The 16,769-nt window shown below is 62.9% G+C and carries 14 protein-coding genes; 11 read left to right on the top strand and 3 right to left on the bottom strand.

Annotated features, from left to right (window positions below):
• The first annotated feature begins 256 nt into the window (after positions 1-256).
• The 4 genes from xdhA to guaD are packed head-to-tail and all read left to right on the top strand — an operon-like array spanning position 257 to position 6,317.
• Positions 257-1,711, top strand: coding sequence for a xanthine dehydrogenase small subunit (xdhA, locus tag CAG00_RS08195; protein ID WP_085664007.1), 1,455 nt, complete (start codon positions 257-259; stop codon positions 1,709-1,711).
• Entirely contained in the window at positions 1,704-4,103 is a 2,400-nt protein-coding gene (gene xdhB, locus CAG00_RS08190; protein WP_085664006.1) for a xanthine dehydrogenase molybdopterin binding subunit, read from the top strand. Before xdhA ends, xdhB begins: the two co-directional genes overlap by 8 nt.
• A gap of 53 nt (positions 4,104-4,156) precedes the next feature.
• On the top strand, positions 4,157-5,002 hold the full coding sequence (gene xdhC / locus CAG00_RS08185; protein ID WP_025340026.1) for a xanthine dehydrogenase accessory protein XdhC: 846 nt from the start codon (positions 4,157-4,159) through the stop codon (positions 5,000-5,002).
• A gap of 10 nt (positions 5,003-5,012) precedes the next feature.
• A complete protein-coding gene (gene guaD, locus CAG00_RS08180) occupies positions 5,013-6,317 on the top strand; it encodes a guanine deaminase (RefSeq protein WP_075045889.1) in 1,305 nt (434 codons plus the stop codon).
• Here guaD and aqpZ read toward each other — a convergent pair.
• Positions 6,314-7,012, bottom strand: coding sequence for an aquaporin Z (gene aqpZ / locus CAG00_RS08175; RefSeq protein WP_025340028.1), 699 nt, complete (start codon positions 7,010-7,012; stop codon positions 6,314-6,316). The two genes, guaD and aqpZ, sit on opposite strands and share 4 nt — an antisense overlap.
• A gap of 232 nt (positions 7,013-7,244) precedes the next feature.
• A complete protein-coding gene (locus tag CAG00_RS08170) occupies positions 7,245-8,000 on the bottom strand; it encodes a GntR family transcriptional regulator (RefSeq protein WP_085664005.1) in 756 nt (251 codons plus the stop codon).
• A gap of 282 nt (positions 8,001-8,282) precedes the next feature.
• Between CAG00_RS08170 and CAG00_RS08165 the strand changes: the two genes are divergently transcribed.
• Positions 8,283-9,632 (top strand): NCS2 family permease, encoded by a 1,350-nt coding sequence (locus CAG00_RS08165; protein WP_013973528.1) that lies wholly within the window; start codon positions 8,283-8,285, stop codon positions 9,630-9,632.
• Positions 9,633-9,947: 315 nt separating this feature from the next.
• On the opposite strand, the gene uraH is transcribed toward CAG00_RS08165, so the two are convergent.
• Positions 9,948-10,301, bottom strand: coding sequence for a hydroxyisourate hydrolase (uraH, locus tag CAG00_RS08160; protein WP_003259496.1), 354 nt, complete (start codon positions 10,299-10,301; stop codon positions 9,948-9,950).
• A 399-nt stretch (positions 10,302-10,700) separates the two neighbouring features.
• Here uraH and puuE point away from each other — a divergent pair, with 399 nt between their 5' ends.
• From puuE to CAG00_RS08130, 6 genes are all read left to right on the top strand, one after another.
• Positions 10,701-11,627 (top strand): allantoinase PuuE, encoded by a 927-nt coding sequence (puuE, locus tag CAG00_RS08155; protein WP_025340029.1) that lies wholly within the window; start codon positions 10,701-10,703, stop codon positions 11,625-11,627.
• Positions 11,627-12,142: a 2-oxo-4-hydroxy-4-carboxy-5-ureidoimidazoline decarboxylase gene (gene uraD, locus CAG00_RS08150; RefSeq protein WP_025340030.1), complete on the top strand. Its 516-nt coding sequence runs from the start codon at positions 11,627-11,629 to the stop codon at positions 12,140-12,142. Before puuE ends, uraD begins: the two co-directional genes overlap by 1 nt.
• A 56-nt stretch (positions 12,143-12,198) precedes the next feature.
• The gene (locus tag CAG00_RS08145; RefSeq protein ID WP_003259500.1) at positions 12,199-12,702 is read left to right on the top strand and encodes an ureidoglycolate lyase; all 504 of its coding nucleotides are present in this window, start codon (positions 12,199-12,201) and stop codon (positions 12,700-12,702) included.
• A gap of 59 nt (positions 12,703-12,761) precedes the next feature.
• The gene (locus CAG00_RS08140) at positions 12,762-14,090 is read left to right on the top strand and encodes a urate hydroxylase PuuD (RefSeq protein ID WP_013973534.1); all 1,329 of its coding nucleotides are present in this window, start codon (positions 12,762-12,764) and stop codon (positions 14,088-14,090) included.
• A gap of 209 nt (positions 14,091-14,299) precedes the next feature.
• The gene (locus tag CAG00_RS08135; protein WP_085593158.1) at positions 14,300-15,655 is read left to right on the top strand and encodes a nucleobase:cation symporter-2 family protein; all 1,356 of its coding nucleotides are present in this window, start codon (positions 14,300-14,302) and stop codon (positions 15,653-15,655) included.
• A gap of 136 nt (positions 15,656-15,791) precedes the next feature.
• Positions 15,792-16,577, top strand: a complete 786-nt coding sequence (locus CAG00_RS08130; RefSeq protein ID WP_075045891.1) for an outer membrane protein OmpK — start codon at positions 15,792-15,794, stop codon at positions 16,575-16,577.
• The last annotated feature ends 192 nt before the right edge of the window (positions 16,578-16,769 follow it).

Raw genomic sequence — 16,769 nt, 5'->3', positions numbered from 1 at the left:
AAATCATTGAACTGGGCACAAGAAGCGGATTGTAGCGTACTTGGCCGGTAATCGCGCAGAGGGGCCTGGCGGTTTATTTGACCTGCAAGGCATCCAGGCGCCCGGCGCGATCTATGCTTGAAATATGGGCAATGTGTGCGGCCGGGCTCGGACATGAGCAATTTCTTGACCTTTGAGTCAGAAAAATATTGACCAGCTGGACAGCTCTTGCTTAGAGTCCGCCCAACAACAATAAAACCATTGCGAGGCCATCCCCGTGATCCAGTTTCTCGTCAACCAGGAGCTGCGTAGTGAGCATGCCCTGGACCCGAACATGACGGTGCTGCAGTACCTGCGCGAGCACCTGGGCAAACCTGGCACCAAGGAGGGCTGCGCCAGTGGTGACTGCGGCGCCTGCACCGTGGTGGTCGGCGAACTGACCCAGGACGACCAGGGCAACGACAGCCTGCGCTACCGCAGCCTCAACTCGTGCCTGACCTTCGTTTCGTCGCTGCACGGCAAGCAACTGATCAGCGTCGAAGGCCTCAAGCACCAAGGCCAGCTGCACAGCGTGCAACAGGCCATGGCCGATTGCCATGGCTCGCAGTGCGGCTTCTGCACCCCCGGCTTCGTCATGTCGCTGTTCGCCCTGCAGAAGAACAGCAGCGGCCCCGACCTGCACCAGGCCCAGGAAGCCCTGGCCGGCAACCTGTGCCGCTGCACCGGCTACCGGCCGATCCTCGACGCCGCCGAGCAGAGCTGCCGCCAGCCTTGCCGCGACCAGTTCGATGCCCAGCAGGCACAGACCATCAGCCGCCTCAAGGCCATTGCGCCAACCCAGACCGGCGAACTGAACAGCGGCGACAAGCGCTGCCTGGTACCACTGACCGTGGCCGACCTGGCCGACCTGTACAGCTCGCACCCCGAGGCGCGACTGCTGGCCGGCGGCACCGACCTGGCCCTGGAAGTCACCCAGTTCCACAAGACCTTGCCGGTGATGATCTACGTCGGCCATGTGGCCGAGCTCAAGCGCATCGAGAAAACCGCCAGCCACCTGGAAATCGGCGCCGCCACCCCGCTCACCGACTGCTACGGCGCGCTGAACGAGGAATACCCGGACTTCGGCGCCCTGCTGCACCGCTTCGCTTCGCTGCAGATCCGCAATCAGGGCACCCTGGGCGGCAATATCGGCAACGCTTCGCCAATCGGCGACTCGCCACCCCTGCTGATTGCCCTGGATGCGCAGATCGTCCTGCGCCAGGGCGAGCGCCAGCGGGTGATGCCACTGGAAGACTACTTCATCGACTACCGCATCACTGCCCGCCAGGACAGCGAGTTCATCGAGAAGATCATCGTGCCGCGCGCCACCAGCGACTGGGCGTTCCGCGCCTATAAAGTGTCCAAGCGCCTGGACGATGACATTTCCGCCGTGTGCGGCGCCTTCAACCTGAGCATCGAAGACGGCGTGGTCAGCGGTGTGCGTATCGCCTTCGGCGGCATGGCGGCGATCCCCAAACGGGCCCTCGCCTGCGAAGCGGCGTTGCGCGGCAAGCCGTGGAACCAGGCCGCCATCGAGCGCGCCTGCCAGGCCCTGGCGGAAGATTTCACCCCGCTCAGCGACTTCCGCGCCAGCAAGGAATACCGCCTGCTGACCGCGCAGAACCTGCTGCGCAAGTACTTCATCGAACAGCAAACGCCGTACATCGAAACCCGGGTGACCGCTTATGTCTAACCATCACGTAGCCAAGAGCCAGGCCGAGATGGCCGAACTGTTCAGCCAGGACCTGACCACCGGGGTCGGCCGCAGCGTCAAGCACGACAGCGCCGACAAGCATGTGTCCGGCGAGGCGGTGTACATCGACGACCGCCTGGAATTCCCCAACCAGCTGCACGTCTATGCACGCACCGCCGACCGCGCCCACGCGCGCATCCTGCGCATCGACACCACGCCGTGCTATGCCTTCGAGGGCGTGCGCATCGCCATCACCCACGAAGACATCCCCGGCCTCAAGGACATCGGCCCGGTGGTAGCCGGCGACCCGCTGCTGGCCATCGACAAGGTCGAGTTCTTCGGCCAGCCGGTGCTCGCCGTGGCCGCCCGCGACCTCGACACCGCACGCCGTGCGGCCATGGCCGCCATCGTCGAGTATGAAGACCTGGAGCCGGTGCTGGATGTGGTCGAAGCATTGCGCAAGAAGCACTTCGTGCTCGACAGCCACACCCACCAGCGTGGCGATTCCGCTGCTGCCCTGGCCAGTGCCCCGCACCGCATCCAGGGCACCCTGCACATCGGTGGCCAGGAGCACTTCTACCTGGAAACGCAGGTTTCCTCGGTGATGCCCACCGAAGATGGCGGCATGATCGTCTACTGCTCCACGCAAAACCCCACCGAAGTGCAAAAGCTGGTCGCCGAAGTACTCGACGTGCCAATGAACAAGGTGGTGCTGGACATGCGCCGCATGGGTGGCGGTTTTGGCGGCAAGGAAACCCAGGCCGCCAGCCCGGCGTGCCTGTGCGCCGTGGTCGCGCGCCTGACCGGCCAGCCCACCAAGATGCGCCTGCCACGGGTCGAAGACATGACCATGACCGGCAAGCGCCACCCGTTCTACGTCGAGTACGACGTGGGCTTCGACGACGACGGGCGCCTGCACGGCATCAACTTCGATCTGGCCGGCAACTGCGGCTACTCGCCCGACCTGTCCGGTTCGATCGTCGACCGCGCCATGTTCCACTCCGACAACGCCTACTACCTGGGCGATGCCACCGTGCACGGCCACCGCTGCAAGACCAACACCGCCTCCAACACCGCATACCGCGGCTTCGGCGGCCCGCAGGGGATGGTCGCCATCGAGCAGGTGATGGACCACATCGCCCGCCACCTGGGCCGCGACCCGCTGGCGGTGCGCAAGGCCAACTACTACGGCAAGACCGAGCGCAACGTCACCCACTACTACCAGACCGTCGAGCACAACATGCTCGAAGAGATGACCGCCGAACTGGAAGCCAGCAGCGACTACGCCGAGCGCCGCGAGTCGATCCGCCGCTTCAACGCCAACAGCCCGATCCTGAAGAAGGGCCTGGCGCTGACCCCGGTCAAGTTCGGTATTTCGTTCACCGCCACCTTCCTCAACCAGGCCGGTGCGCTGATCCATATCTACACCGACGGCAGCATCCACCTGAACCATGGCGGCACCGAGATGGGCCAGGGCCTGAACACCAAGGTGGCACAGGTGGTGGCACAGATCTTCCAGGTCGATTTCAGCCGCATCCAGATCACCGCCACCAACACCGACAAGGTGCCCAACACCTCGCCGACCGCGGCCTCCAGTGGTGCCGACCTGAACGGCAAGGCGGCGCAGAACGCTGCCGAAATCCTCAAGAAGCGCCTGACCGAGTTCGCCGCGCGGCACTACCAGGTGACCGAGGAAGACGTCGAGTTCCGCAACGGCCATGTGCGCGTGCGCGACCAGATCGTCAGCTTCGAGCAGCTGGTGCAGCAGGCCTACTTCGCCCAGGTGTCACTGTCCAGCACCGGCTTCTACCGTACGCCGAAGATCTACTACGACCGCAGCCAGGCACGTGGCCGGCCGTTCTACTACTTCGCCTTCGGCGCCGCCTGCGTGGAAGTGGTGATCGACACCCTGACCGGCGAGTACAAGATGCTGCGTGCCGACATCCTGCACGATGTGGGTGATTCGCTGAACCCGGCCATCGACATCGGCCAGGTGGAAGGCGGCTTCATCCAGGGCATGGGCTGGCTGACCACCGAAGAACTGGTGTGGAACGCCAAGGGCAAGCTGATGACCAACGGCCCGGCCAGCTACAAGATCCCGGCAGTGGCCGACATGCCGCTGGATTTGCGGGTAAAGCTGGTGGAGAACCGCAAGAACCCGGAAGACACCGTGTTCCACTCCAAGGCCGTGGGCGAGCCGCCGTTCATGCTCGGCATCGCTGCCTGGTGCGCGATCAAGGACGCCGTGGCCAGCATCGCCGACTACCGCGTGCAGCCACAGGTGGATGCGCCGGCGACGCCGGAGCGGGTGTTGTGGGGTTGCGAGCAGATGCGCAAGGCCGTGGCTGCAGCGCAACCTGCCGAGCCGGAGCTGGAAACCGTCACCCAGTAACGCCGCCGCTCCTACACAAAGCGGACCGCGTTGTTCTGAAGAGGAATTGCATCATGCACCAATGGATCAACGCCCTCGCCGACCACCAGTCCCGTGGCGAAGCCTGCGTGCTGGTTACCATCATCGAGGAACGCGGCTCGACCCCGCGCAATGCCGGCTCGAAAATGGTCGTCAGCGCCAGCGGCCTGTTCGACACCATCGGCGGCGGCCACCTGGAATACAAGGCCCTGCACATCGCCCGGCAGATGCTCGAAGAGCACCGCACTACCCCGCACCTGGAGCGCTTCAGCCTCGGTGCCAGCCTTGGCCAGTGCTGCGGCGGCGTCACGGTGCTGCTGTTCGAACCCATGGCCGCGGTGCAGGCGCAGATCGCGGTGTTCGGCGCGGGCCATGTCGGCCGGGCTCTGGTACCCTTGCTCGCCGCGCTGCCCTGCCGGGTGCGCTGGATCGATTCGCGCGAGCAGGAATTCCCTGCCCTGATCCCCGACGGGGTGACCAAGGTGGTCAGCGAGGAGCCGGTCGACGAAGTGGCAGACCTGCCGCCAGGCTGCTACTGCATCGTCATGACCCACAACCACCAGCTCGACCTGGAACTGACCGCCGCCATTCTCAAGCGCAACGACTTCACCTGGTTCGGCCTGATCGGCTCGAAGACCAAACGGGTCAAGTTCGAGCACCGCCTGCGCGAGCGCGGCTACGACGATGCCGTGATGGCGCGCATGCGCTGCCCGATGGGCCTGGCCGAGGTCAAGGGCAAGCTGCCCATCGAGATCGCCGTGTCCATCGCCGGTGAAATCATCGCCACCTACAACGCCTGCTTCGGCCAGCACGATGCTGCCGCCAATGCCGGCCCCATTGCCCAGTTGCTGCCGCCTTCCCGGCGCAGCCAAGCCATTTGACGAGTGTGTTATGACCGTTACCCGCAAAGCCTACCGTGCCGCCATCCTGCACAGCATCGCCGACCCGGCCGAGGTGGGCCTGGAGGCTTCCCATGAATACTTCGAGGACGGCCTGCTGGTAGTCGACGACGGCCGCATCCGCGCCGTAGGCCACGCCGCCGAACTGTTGCCGACCCTGGACGCCGATATCCCGGTCGAGCACTACCAGGACGCGCTGATCACCCCGGGCTTCATCGACACCCACATCCACTTCCCGCAGACCGGCATGATCGGCTCCTACGGCGAACAGCTGCTGGACTGGCTGAACACCTACACCTTCCCCTGCGAAAAGCAGTTCGCCGACAAGGGCCACGCCGACCAGGTGGCGAAGATCTTCCTCAAGGAACTGCTGCGCAACGGCACCACCACCGCCCTGGTGTTCGGCAGCGTGCACCCGGAATCGGTCAATGCCCTGTTCGAGGAAGCCGAGCGCCTGGACCTGCGCCTGATCGCCGGCAAGGTGATGATGGACCGCAACGCCCCGGACTACCTGACCGACACCGCCGAGTCCGGCTATGCCGAAAGCAAGGCACTGATCGAGCGCTGGCACGGCAAGGGCCGCCTGCACTATGCAGTCACCCCGCGCTTCGCCCCGACCAGTACGCCTGAGCAGCTGACGCTGGCAGGCCAACTGCTCAAGGAGCACCCGGGCGTGTACATGCACACGCACCTGTCGGAAAACCTCAAGGAAATCGATTGGGTCAAGTCGCTGTTCCCCGAGCAGAAGGGTTACCTGGACGTATACGACCACTTCGAGTTACTGGGCGAACGCTCGGTATTCGCCCATGGCGTGCACCTGTGCGATGACGAATGCCAGCGCCTGGCCGAAACCGGCTCGGCCGTGGCCTTCTGCCCCACCTCCAACCTGTTCCTCGGCAGCGGCCTGTTCAACCTGCCCCAGGCCGAGCGCTTCAAGGTCAATGTGGGCCTGGGCACCGACGTTGGCGCCGGCACCAGCTTCTCGCTGCTCAACACCCTCAACGAAGCGTACAAGGTGATGCAGCTGCAGGGCGCGCGCCTGCACCCGTACAAGTCACTGTACCTGGCCACCCTCGGCGGCGCCCGCGCGCTGCGCCTGGACGACCGCATCGGCAGCCTGCGCCCGGGCAACGATGCCGACTTCGTGGTACTGGACTACAAGGCCACGCCACTGCTGGACTACCGCATCCAGCAGTCCAACAGCATCGAGGAAACCCTGTTCGTGCTCACCACCCTCGGCGACGACCGCACCGTGCGCGAAACCTACGCCGCAGGGCGTTGCGTGCACCAGCGCTAAGGTTCTTTTGCCAGGCCCCGGTACAGTGCGCCGCCGATCGCAGCACCAATCAGCGGCGCCACCCAGAACAGCCACAGCTGTTGCAGGGCCCAGCCTCCGACGAACAAGGCCGGCCCCGTGCTACGCGCGGGGTTGACCGAGGTATTGGTCACCGGGATCGAGATCAGGTGGATCAGGGTCAGGGCCAGGCCGATGGCGATCGGTGCAAAACCCGCTGGCGCCCGGGCGTCGGTGGCGCCCATGATCACCACCAGGAACATCGCCGTCATCACCACTTCACTGACAAAGCCCGCCCCGAGCGTGTAGCCGCCGGGCGAGTGGTCGGCGTAGCCGTTCGAAGCCAATCCCGCAGACAGCTCGAAACCTGCCTTACCGCTGGCAATCAGGTAGATCACACCCGCCGCCAGGATGGCGCCGATCACCTGGGCGATCACGTAGGGCAACAGCTCTTTGGCCGGGAAGCGCCCGCCCACCACCAGCCCGAACGACACGGCGGGGTTGAGGTGGCAGCCGGAGATATGGCCGATGGCGAAGGCCATGGTCAGCACGGTGAGGCCGAAGGCGAAGGCGACGCCGAGTACACCGATGCCGATGGGGGAACTGGCGGCGAGTACCGCACTGCCACAGCCGCCAAGCACCAGCCAGAAGGTGCCGAGCAGCTCGGCGCCCATGCGTTTACCGAGGGACATGCTCATGAGTCCATTCCTCAAGAAGTTGAACGCAACGAATGCGCAAGCCCAACTGCTTGATGAAGGTTTGCTCACAAGAATTTAGCAGACCTTTGATCAATGACCAGAAATGGCCGTGCTTCTTGTGGGAGCGGGTTTACCCGCGAAGAAGGCGACACCATGTATGGCACCGGCTGCGCCGGTGTTCGCGGGTGAACCCGCTCCCACAACGGCGCATTACGTTCACCTAGGCAAACGATCAACCCTTGATCGATACCTTGGGCTTTTTCAAAAGATGCGAGAACACCGCATGCAGATCGTCCGAGGCACTCTCCTCGTCCAGGTTCAGCTTGCTGTCGATGTGGTCCATGTGGTGCATCATCAGGCTCACCGCCTGCTCGGCATCGCGCGCCTCGATGGCATCGATCAGCTGCATGTGTTCGTCATACGAGCAATGCGAGCGGTTGCCGCTTTCGTACTGGGCAATGATCAGCGAGGTCTGCGACACCAGGCTGCGCTGGAAGCTGACCAGCGGCGCATTACCTGCGGCCTCGGCCAGCTTGAGGTGAAATTCGCCGGAAAGACGAATGCCGGCACCGCGGTCACCACGGGAGAAGCTGTCGCGTTCCTCGCGCACCATCTGCCGCAGCTCGTTGAGCTGCTCGAGGGTAGCGTGCTGCACGGCCAGTTCGGTGATGGCCCGTTCAACCATGCGCCGGGAGAAGAACACCTGGCGGGCCTCTTCCACCGTCGGGCTGGCCACCACCGCGCCGCGGTTCGGCCGCAACAGCACCACGCTTTCGTGGGCCAGGCGCGACAAGGCGCGGCGGATGATGGTGCGGCTGACGCCGAAGATCTCGCCCAGCGCTTCCTCGCTCAACTTGGTGCCCGGTGCCAGACGCTGCTCGAGGATCGCCTCGAAAATATGCGCGTAGACGATGTCGTCCTGGGTACCACTGCGGCCAGCCTTGCCGGTACGCGCAGGTTTCTTCAGAGGTTGCAGCTGTTCGTTCATGGGCTCTCGAGGCACGAAGGAAAGTATGGCGCCATTGTACACAGGCTGAGCCGTTTCTGCAGGTGGCCTTTTACCTATATAGCCGTTGTACGACGCATTGCGCACACAAAACATAAAACATTATTTGCATTCTTTGTACACAAAAGCATAATCCACCGAGCAACTTCTTGACCCACAAGTCAACAAACCGGTCAGACGTCTGCCTTCCCTCGCGGAGCCGCCAAGTGCATTGCTCAGGCCCCTGGCTCCATAACAACAAGAAAGACTTGAGGAGTACTCGCTGTGGAAAGCCGCAAATCCGAAGCCCCTACGCTGGATCTTGCCCCACCGCTCGAAACGAGCTGGCTGGAGCGGATTTTCAAACTCAAGCAACACGGCAGCACCGTCAGAACCGAAATGATCGCCGGGGTGACCACCTTCATCACCATGGCCTACATCATCTTCGTCAACCCCAACATCATGGCCGACGCCGGCATCGACCACGGTGCCGCCTTTGTCGCCACCTGCATCGCCGCCGCGCTGGGCTGCCTGCTGATGGGCCTGTACGCCAACTGGCCGGTAGGCCTGGCGCCGGGCATGGGGCTTAACGCCTTCTTCACCTACACCGTGGTCGGCACCATGGGCTACAACTGGGAAACGGCACTGGGCGCAGTATTCGTCTCGGGTGTGCTGTTCATGTTCCTGACCTTGTCGAAAGTGCGCGAATGGTTGCTCAACAGCATCCCGGTCAGCCTGCGCCATGCCATGGGGGCCGGCGTCGGATTGTTTCTCGGGCTGATCGGCCTGAAGACGGCAGGCATCATCGTCGACAGCCCGGCCACGCTGATCAAGCTGGGCTCGCTGCATGAGCCGGGGCCGCTGCTGGCGGCGGTGTGCTTCCTGCTGATCGCCATCCTCAGCTACAAACGGGTGTTCGGTGCGATCCTGATCAGCATCATCGGTGTCACCCTGGCCGGCTGGGGCCTGGGCCTGGTGAAATTCGGCGGGGTGATGTCGATGCCGCCAAGCCTGGCACCGACCTGGATGGCCATGGATGTGGCTGGCGTGTTCAACGTCAGCATGATCAGCGTGGTGCTGGCGTTCCTGTTCGTGCACATGTTCGACACCGCCGGCACCCTGATGGGCGTGGCGCAGCGGGCCAACCTGGTGGCGCCGGACGGGCGTATCGAGAACCTGTCGAAGGCGCTGAAGGCTGACAGTGCTTCAAGTGTGTTCGGCGCCGTGGTCGGCGTGCCGCCGGTGACCAGCTATGTGGAAAGTGCTGCCGGCGTGGCCGCTGGTGGTCGTACCGGCCTGACTGCCGTGGTGGTCGGCCTGCTGTTCATCGCGGCGATGTTCTTCGCTCCGCTGGCCGGGATGATTCCGGCCTATGCCACCGCCGGTGCGCTGATCTACGTGGCGATGCTGATGATGGGCAGCATGGCGCATATCCACTGGGACGAGGCCACCGACAGCATTCCGGCGATCGTCACGGTGATCATGATGCCGCTGACTTTCTCGGTCGCCGACGGTATTGCCCTGGGCTTCATCAGCTATGTGGCATTGAAAGCAGGTACTGGCAAATACAAGGAAATCTCCGCCAGCCTGTGGGTGCTGTGCGCGATCTTCATTGCCAAGTTCGTGTTCCTCTGAACCCTGCTGCACCAACCAAGGGCGCCTCGGCGCCCTTTCTTTATTTGGCCGGCATCAATCTGCTGACCTGCACTGGCCTTTGTAGGAGCGGCCTTGTGTCGCGAAAGGGCTGCGGAGCAGCCCCGGCAATTTGTGCGTCTGCGCTGAAACCCTGGGGCTGCTTTGCAGCCCTTTCGCGACACAAGGCCGCTCCTACAAGGGCCAGTGCTACCGATCAGATGGCAGCTGGCTTGCCGGCGACAAACAGCAGACGAAAAAAAGCCCGCCAGTGTGAGAGCGGGCCAAAGGACCTACGAAGATTCTTCTAGCGACCAACTAGCTTCCACGATAGGTCGAATAGCTGTACGGCGAGATCAGCAGCGGCACGTGGTAGTGCTCCTGCTGCTCGTCGATGCCAAAGCGCAGCACGACAACATCCAGGAACGCCTGGGCCGGCAGCTGTACACCGCGAGCGCGGTAGTAGTCGCCAGCGCTGAACTGCAGCTGGTAGACGCCGGTACGGTAGTCGTCACCCTGCAACAGCGGCGCGTCGACACGGCCATCGCTGTTGGTCAGGGCAGTGTTCACCAGCTCCAGCTGCTGGCCTTCGACACGGTACAGCTCGACCTTGATCGAGCTGCCCGGGCAGCCATGCGCGGCATCCAGTACGTGTGTGGTCAAACGTCCCATTGCTTGTCGCCTCTTGTTCAATCTGTGGGCAAAAAATACACGGCCATCATCACGCCAAAGGGCCTGAGATGTGCGGGAATGACGCCATTAAGACATTCCATCGCAAAATTGTACACAATTTTTTGAGCCCTTCTGTCGCACCCGCCGTTTCTTGCCCATAAACGACCCATCGGTCGCAAATACAGGCGCCGTAAAGACGCCAACGTCATTAGCTGACCAATCAGGCAGGTTTCTTGCACTGTTTTTCCAGGTCGCTGCGAGGCGACAAAAGGGAAGAAATGCGGAAAAACAGGCTTACAAAAGATTTCAGAAGTTGTATACAATCAGCCCATCCGGTGGTGCGACATACCGACGCGGCCCGCCCACCCCCCGCACTAACGCACAAGAAGGAAGACTGCAGTGAGCGCTGACTACCCTCGCGACCTGATCGGTTACGGCAACAACCCTCCTCACCCGCAATGGCCGGGCAACGCTCGCATCGCGCTGTCTTTCGTCCTCAACTACGAGGAAGGTGGCGAACGCAACATCCTGCATGGTGACAAGGAGTCCGAGGCATTCCTCTCGGAAATGGTCGCCGCCCAGCCACTGCAGGGCGTGCGCAACATGAGCATGGAATCGCTGTACGAATACGGCAGCCGTGCCGGCGTGTGGCGCCTGCTGAAGCTGTTCAAGGACAGCGGCGTGCCACTGACCATCTTCGCCGTGGCCATGGCCGCCCAGCGCCACCCCGACGTGATCCGCGCCATGGCCGAGGCCGGCCATGAAATCTGCAGCCACGGCTACCGCTGGATCGACTACCAGTACATGGACGAGGCCCAGGAGCGCGAGCACATGCTCGAAGCCATCCGCATCCTCACCGAAATCACCGGCGAGCGCCCGCTGGGCTGGTACACCGGCCGCACCGGCCCGAACACCCGTCGCCTGGTGATGGAGGAAGGTGGCTTCCTGTACGACAGCGACACCTATGACGACGACCTGCCCTACTGGGAGCCGAACAACTCTACCGGCAAGCCGCACCTGGTGATCCCCTACACCCTCGACACCAACGACATGCGCTTCACCCAGGTACAGGGCTTCAACTGCGGCGAGCAGTTCTTCCAATACCTGAAGGACGCCTTCGATGTGCTGTACGCCGAGGGCGCCGAAGCACCGAAAATGCTGTCCATCGGCCTGCACTGCCGCCTGGTCGGCCGCCCGGCACGCCTGGCCGCACTGAAGCGCTTCGTCGATTACGCAAAAAGCCATGACCAGGTCTGGTTCGCCCGTCGCGTGGACATCGCCCGCCACTGGCACGCCACCCACCCGTACAAGAAAGAGAACGCCTGATGACCGCCTTCAACACCCTCAAGCCATCCGCCCTGGGCCGTGACGCCTTCGTCAAGGCATTCGCCGACATCTACGAGCACTCGCCGTGGGTAGCCGAAAAAGCCTACGACCTGGGCCAACTGGGCGAGCTGGACGAGATCGAGGCGCTGCACCAGCGCATGAGCGACATCCTGCTCAGCGCCAACCACGCCGACCAGCTGGCGCTGATCAACGCTCACCCGGACCTGGCCGGCAAGGCCGCCATCCAGGGCGAGCTGACCGAATCGAGCACCAACGAGCAGGCCGGCGCCGGTATTCACCAGTGCACCGCCGAAGAGTTCGCCCGTTTCACCGAGCTGAACGACGCCTACAAGGCCAAGTTCCAGTTCCCGTTCATCATGGCGGTTAAAGGCAGCAACCGGCACCAGATCCTCGCCTCCTTCGAAAAACGCATCCACAACGATGCCGATGCCGAATTCAAGGAAGCCCTGGCGCAGATCAACCTGATCGCCCTGTTCCGCCTGCTGCAGCTGTAAAGCCGCGGCAACGCTTGAGCCTTATCCAGAACAACGAACATAGAAGAGATATCCGCATGCGCACCCTGATGATCGAGCCCCTGACCAAAGAAGCCTTCGCCCCTTTCGGAGACGTGATCGAAACCGACGGCAGCGACCACTTCATGATCAACAACGGCTCGACCATGCGCTTCCACAAGCTCGCCACGGTCGAAACCGCCGAGCCTGAAGACAAGGCGATCATCAGCATCTTCCGCGCCGACGCGCTGGACATGCCGCTGACCGTGCGCATGCTGGAACGCCATCCGCTGGGCAGCCAGGCTTTCATCCCGCTGCTCGGCAACCCCTTTCTGATCGTGGTCGCGCCAGTTGGCGATGCACCTGTATCAGGTTTGGTCCGAGCCTTCCGCAGTAATGGCAGGCAGGGCGTCAATTACCATCGCGGCGTCTGGCACCACCCGGTGCTGACGATCGAAAAGCGGGATGACTTCCTGGTGGTTGATCGCAGTGGTTCCGGTAACAACTGCGACGAGCATTACTTCACCGAGGAACAGATGCTGGTCCTCAATCCCCACCAATAAGAAAAGGTCGGTCATTCAAGGGCAATGCCCGAGCGGGTGACCGGCAAGAGGTACATACTGTGGAAGCACACCTTCACGAATGGCTGAACCTGAGCATTCGCTGGGTTCACATGATCACCGGTGTCGCCTGGATCGGTGCATCGTTCTACTTCGTCTGGCTGGAGAACCACCTGAACCGAAGCAACCCGCGCGATGGGTTGTCGGGTGATCTCTGGGCAATTCACGGCGGTGGTATCTACCACCTGGAGAAATACAAGCTCGCACCCCCGAAAATGCCCGAGAACCTGCACTGGTTCAAATGGGAAGCCTACTTCACCTGGATGTCCGGTATCGCCCTGCTGTGCGTGGTGTTCTACTGGAACCCGACCCTGTATCTGCTGGCCCCTGGCAGCACCCTTAGCGGTGCCGAAGGCGTGGCCATCGGTATCGGCTCGCTGATCGCCGGCTGGTTCATCTACGACTTCCTGTGCGACTCGCCCCTGGGCAAGAAGCCAGCGCTGCTCGGTGCTGTACTGTTCGTGCTGATCATCGCCGCGTGCTGGGGCTTCAGCCTGGTGTTCAGCGGCCGTGGTGCGTACCTGCACACCGGCGCGATCATCGGCACTATCATGGTCGGCAACGTGTTCCGCATCATCATGCCGGCCCAGCGCCAGCTGGTGGCTGCGATCGAGAACAACCAGACCCCCGACCCGGTACTGCCGGCCAAAGGCCTGCTGCGCTCGCGCCACAACAACTACTTCACCCTGCCGGTGCTGTTCATCATGATCAGCAACCACTTCCCGAGCACCTACGGTAGCCAGTACAACTGGCTGATCCTGGCCGGTATCGCAGTAGCCGCGGTCCTGATCCGCCACTACTTCAACACCCGCCACGACAGCAACAAGTACGCCTGGACCCTGCCGGTCGGCGCCCTGGCGATGATCTGCCTGGCCTACGTCACCGGTCCGAAACCGATGGCCGTCAGTCCTGAGCAAGCCGCGGCGAAGGTCGAGTACCAGCCACTGCCTGCGACCGCTGTAGGTGGCAAGACCGCTGCCGAGCAACGCGCCGAGGACGCCGCCAAGGCTGCCGCAGCACCTGCCGCGCCGGCCGAAGCCCCTGCCCAGGCCACGGCCCAGGCTGGCGGCGAGAGCTTCGACAAGATCCACAATGTCATCCAGGAACGCTGCACCGTGTGCCACTCGTCCAAGCCGACCAGCCCACTGTTCAGCGCCGCCCCTGCCGGCGTGATGTTCGACACCCCGCAGCAGATCCAGGCCCAGGCCGCGCGCATCCAGGCGCAAGCGGTCGCCAGCCAGATCATGCCGCTGGGCAACATCACCCAGATGACCACCGAAGAGCGCAAGCTGGTCGGTGACTGGATCGCCAAAGGCGCCCCGGTCAACTGAAACACAATTGTCGGGATAACACCGCCCCCTGTGGGAGCGGGTTCACCCGCGAAGAGGCCGGCACTCCCGGCCTCTGTTTCAAGACATACGCAACAAGCAAGCATCGAGCGTTCAGCCTCAAGCGGGAACCTCAGGCTCTCTTAACCGGAAGCCTGCCGCCTGAGGCCGGCGCTTGGATCCGAGAATAAAAACAAAACTCGAGGTGCTGCATGTCCGAGTCACGCAAGGCGTACATCCCTGTTGCGCCGCCGCGCGAGCCCTTGCCCCTGTTCCAACTGATCCTGGTTGGCCTGCAACACGTTCTGCTGATGTACGGCGGCGCCATCGCCGTGCCATTGATCATCGGCCAGGCCGCCGGGTTGTCCCGTGAAGAAGTCGCTTTCCTGATCAACGCCGACCTGCTGGTCGCTGGCGTCGCTACCATCATCCAGTCCTTCGGTATCGGCCCGGTGGGCATCCGCATGCCGGTGATGATGGGTGCCAGCTTCGCTGCCGTCGGCAGCATGGTGGCCATGGCCGGCATGCCTGGCGTGGGCCTGCAGGGGATCTTCGGCGCGACCATCGCCGCCGGGTTCTTCGGCATGCTGATCGCGCCGTTCATGTCCAAGGTCGTACGCTTCTTCCCGCCACTGGTCACCGGCACGGTGATCACCTCGATTGGCCTGTCGCTGTTCCCGGTGGCAGTCAACTGGGCCGGTGGCGGCCACCAGGCAGATACCTTCGGCTCGCCGATCTACCTGCTGGTGGCCGGCCTGGTGCTGGCGGTGATCCTGCTGATCAACCGTTTCATGCGCGGTTTCTGGGTCAACGTGTCGGTGCTGGTGGGCATGGGCCTGGGCTACATCCTGGCCGGCTCCATCGGCATGGTCGACCTGTCGGGCCTGAACGACGCACCGTGGCTGCAAGTGGTGACCCCACTGCACTTCGGCATGCCGACCTTCAGCCTGGCACCGATCCTGTCCATGTGCCTGGTGGTGGTGATCATCTTCGTCGAGTCCACCGGCATGTTCCTGGCCCTGGGTAAGGTGACCGATCGTGAAGTTACCCCAGGGATGCTGCGCCGCGGCCTGCTGTGCGATGCAGGCGCGTCGTTCATCGCCGGCTTCTTCAACACCTTCACCCACTCTTCGTTCGCCCAGAACATCGGCCTGGTGCAGATGACCGGGGTGCGCTGCCGCTATGTCACCATCGTGGCCGGTGCACTGCTGATCCTGCTCAGCCTGCTGCCCAAGGCGGCCTTCCTGATTGCCTCGATCCCGCCTGCGGTACTGGGCGGCGCGTCCATCGCCATGTTCGGCATGGTCACCGCCACCGGGATCAAGATTCTCCAGGAGGCGGACATCGGCGACCGTCGCAACCAGCTGCTGGTTGCGGTGAGCGTCGGCTTCGGGTTGATCCCCGTGGTACGTCCGGAGTTCTTCGCCCAGATGCCCCAGTGGATGGAGCCCATCACCCACAGTGGCATCGCCATGGCCACGGTCAGTGCCCTGGTGTTGAACGTGCTGTTCAACATCCTTGGTGGTGCCGACCGCGCGGTGCACAACGAAGCCTGTCACCAGCATTGAGCAAGGGGGGCGGCGCACTGCCGCCCCGCCTCGAATTCGCCGTAAACGCTACACCGTCGGCCCGCCGGAATGGGCCGTCCGGGGCGCCTGCGCGCCAAAAAAACCCAACAAAAACAATAAGTCCGGGAACCACAACATGAAACGCATCACCTCGTCCCTCTTGCTGGGCAGCAGCCTGCTGGCCACCCTCCCCGCCCACGCTGGCGAATGGCTGCAGTGGCATGGCGAAAGCCTGACCTACCTGTACGGCAAGGATTTCAAGGTCAACCCACGCATCCAGCAGACGGTGACCTTCGAGCACGCCAACAAATGGAAGTACGGCGATACCTTCATGTTCGTCGACAAGGTCTTCTACAACGGCAAGCCCGACCCGGGCAAAGGCGTCACCTCCTACTACGGTGAGTTCAGCCCGCGCCTGTCGTTCGGCAAGATCTTCGACCAGAAGCTGGCGTTCGGCCCGATCAAGGATGTGCTGCTGGCCATGACCTACGAGCGTGGCGAGGGCGACAACGAGGCCTACCTGATCGGCCCCGGCTTCGACCTGGACATCCCCGGCTTCAACTACTTCACCCTCAACTTCTACCTGCGCAACACCGAAGGCAGCCGCCCCGGTGACAACGTCTGGCAGATCACCCCGGCCTTCTCGTACACCATTCCGGTGGGCAAGTCCGACATTCTGATCGACGGTTACATGGACTGGGTGGTCGACAACGACCAGACCCGCCGTGGTACCTACCACGCCAACCTGCAGTTCAACCCACAGGTCAAGTACGACCTGGGCAAAGCCCTGAACCTGGGCGCCAAGCAGCTGTACGTGGGCATCGAGTACAGCTACTGGAAGGACAAGTACGGCATCGACAGCCAAGGCAATATCGACAGTAACCAGAGCGTCACCAGTGCCCTGATCAAGGTGCACTTCTAGAAAGCTGACCAAACGCACAAGTTTGTACCACACTGCTCCAGGACGGAGCACTTGAGGCAAGGCGCGCAAGCCAGTAATCTGCGCGCCCCCTCGATCAGGGCAGAAGGGATTCTGCCTGCGTTTACTGACCGCTCAGTCAATGAATTCGGGCGGTTGGCCAACGTGTTGCCAGCCTGAAAGACCCTTTTCATC

The sequence above is a fragment of the Pseudomonas sp. B5(2017) genome (assembly GCF_002112825.1).
In the GTDB taxonomy this organism is placed as follows: domain Bacteria; phylum Pseudomonadota; class Gammaproteobacteria; order Pseudomonadales; family Pseudomonadaceae; genus Aquipseudomonas; species Aquipseudomonas putida_Z.
The sequence above is the reverse complement of the archived record's forward strand: the minus strand, read 5'-3'. Positions and strand labels throughout refer to the sequence as shown.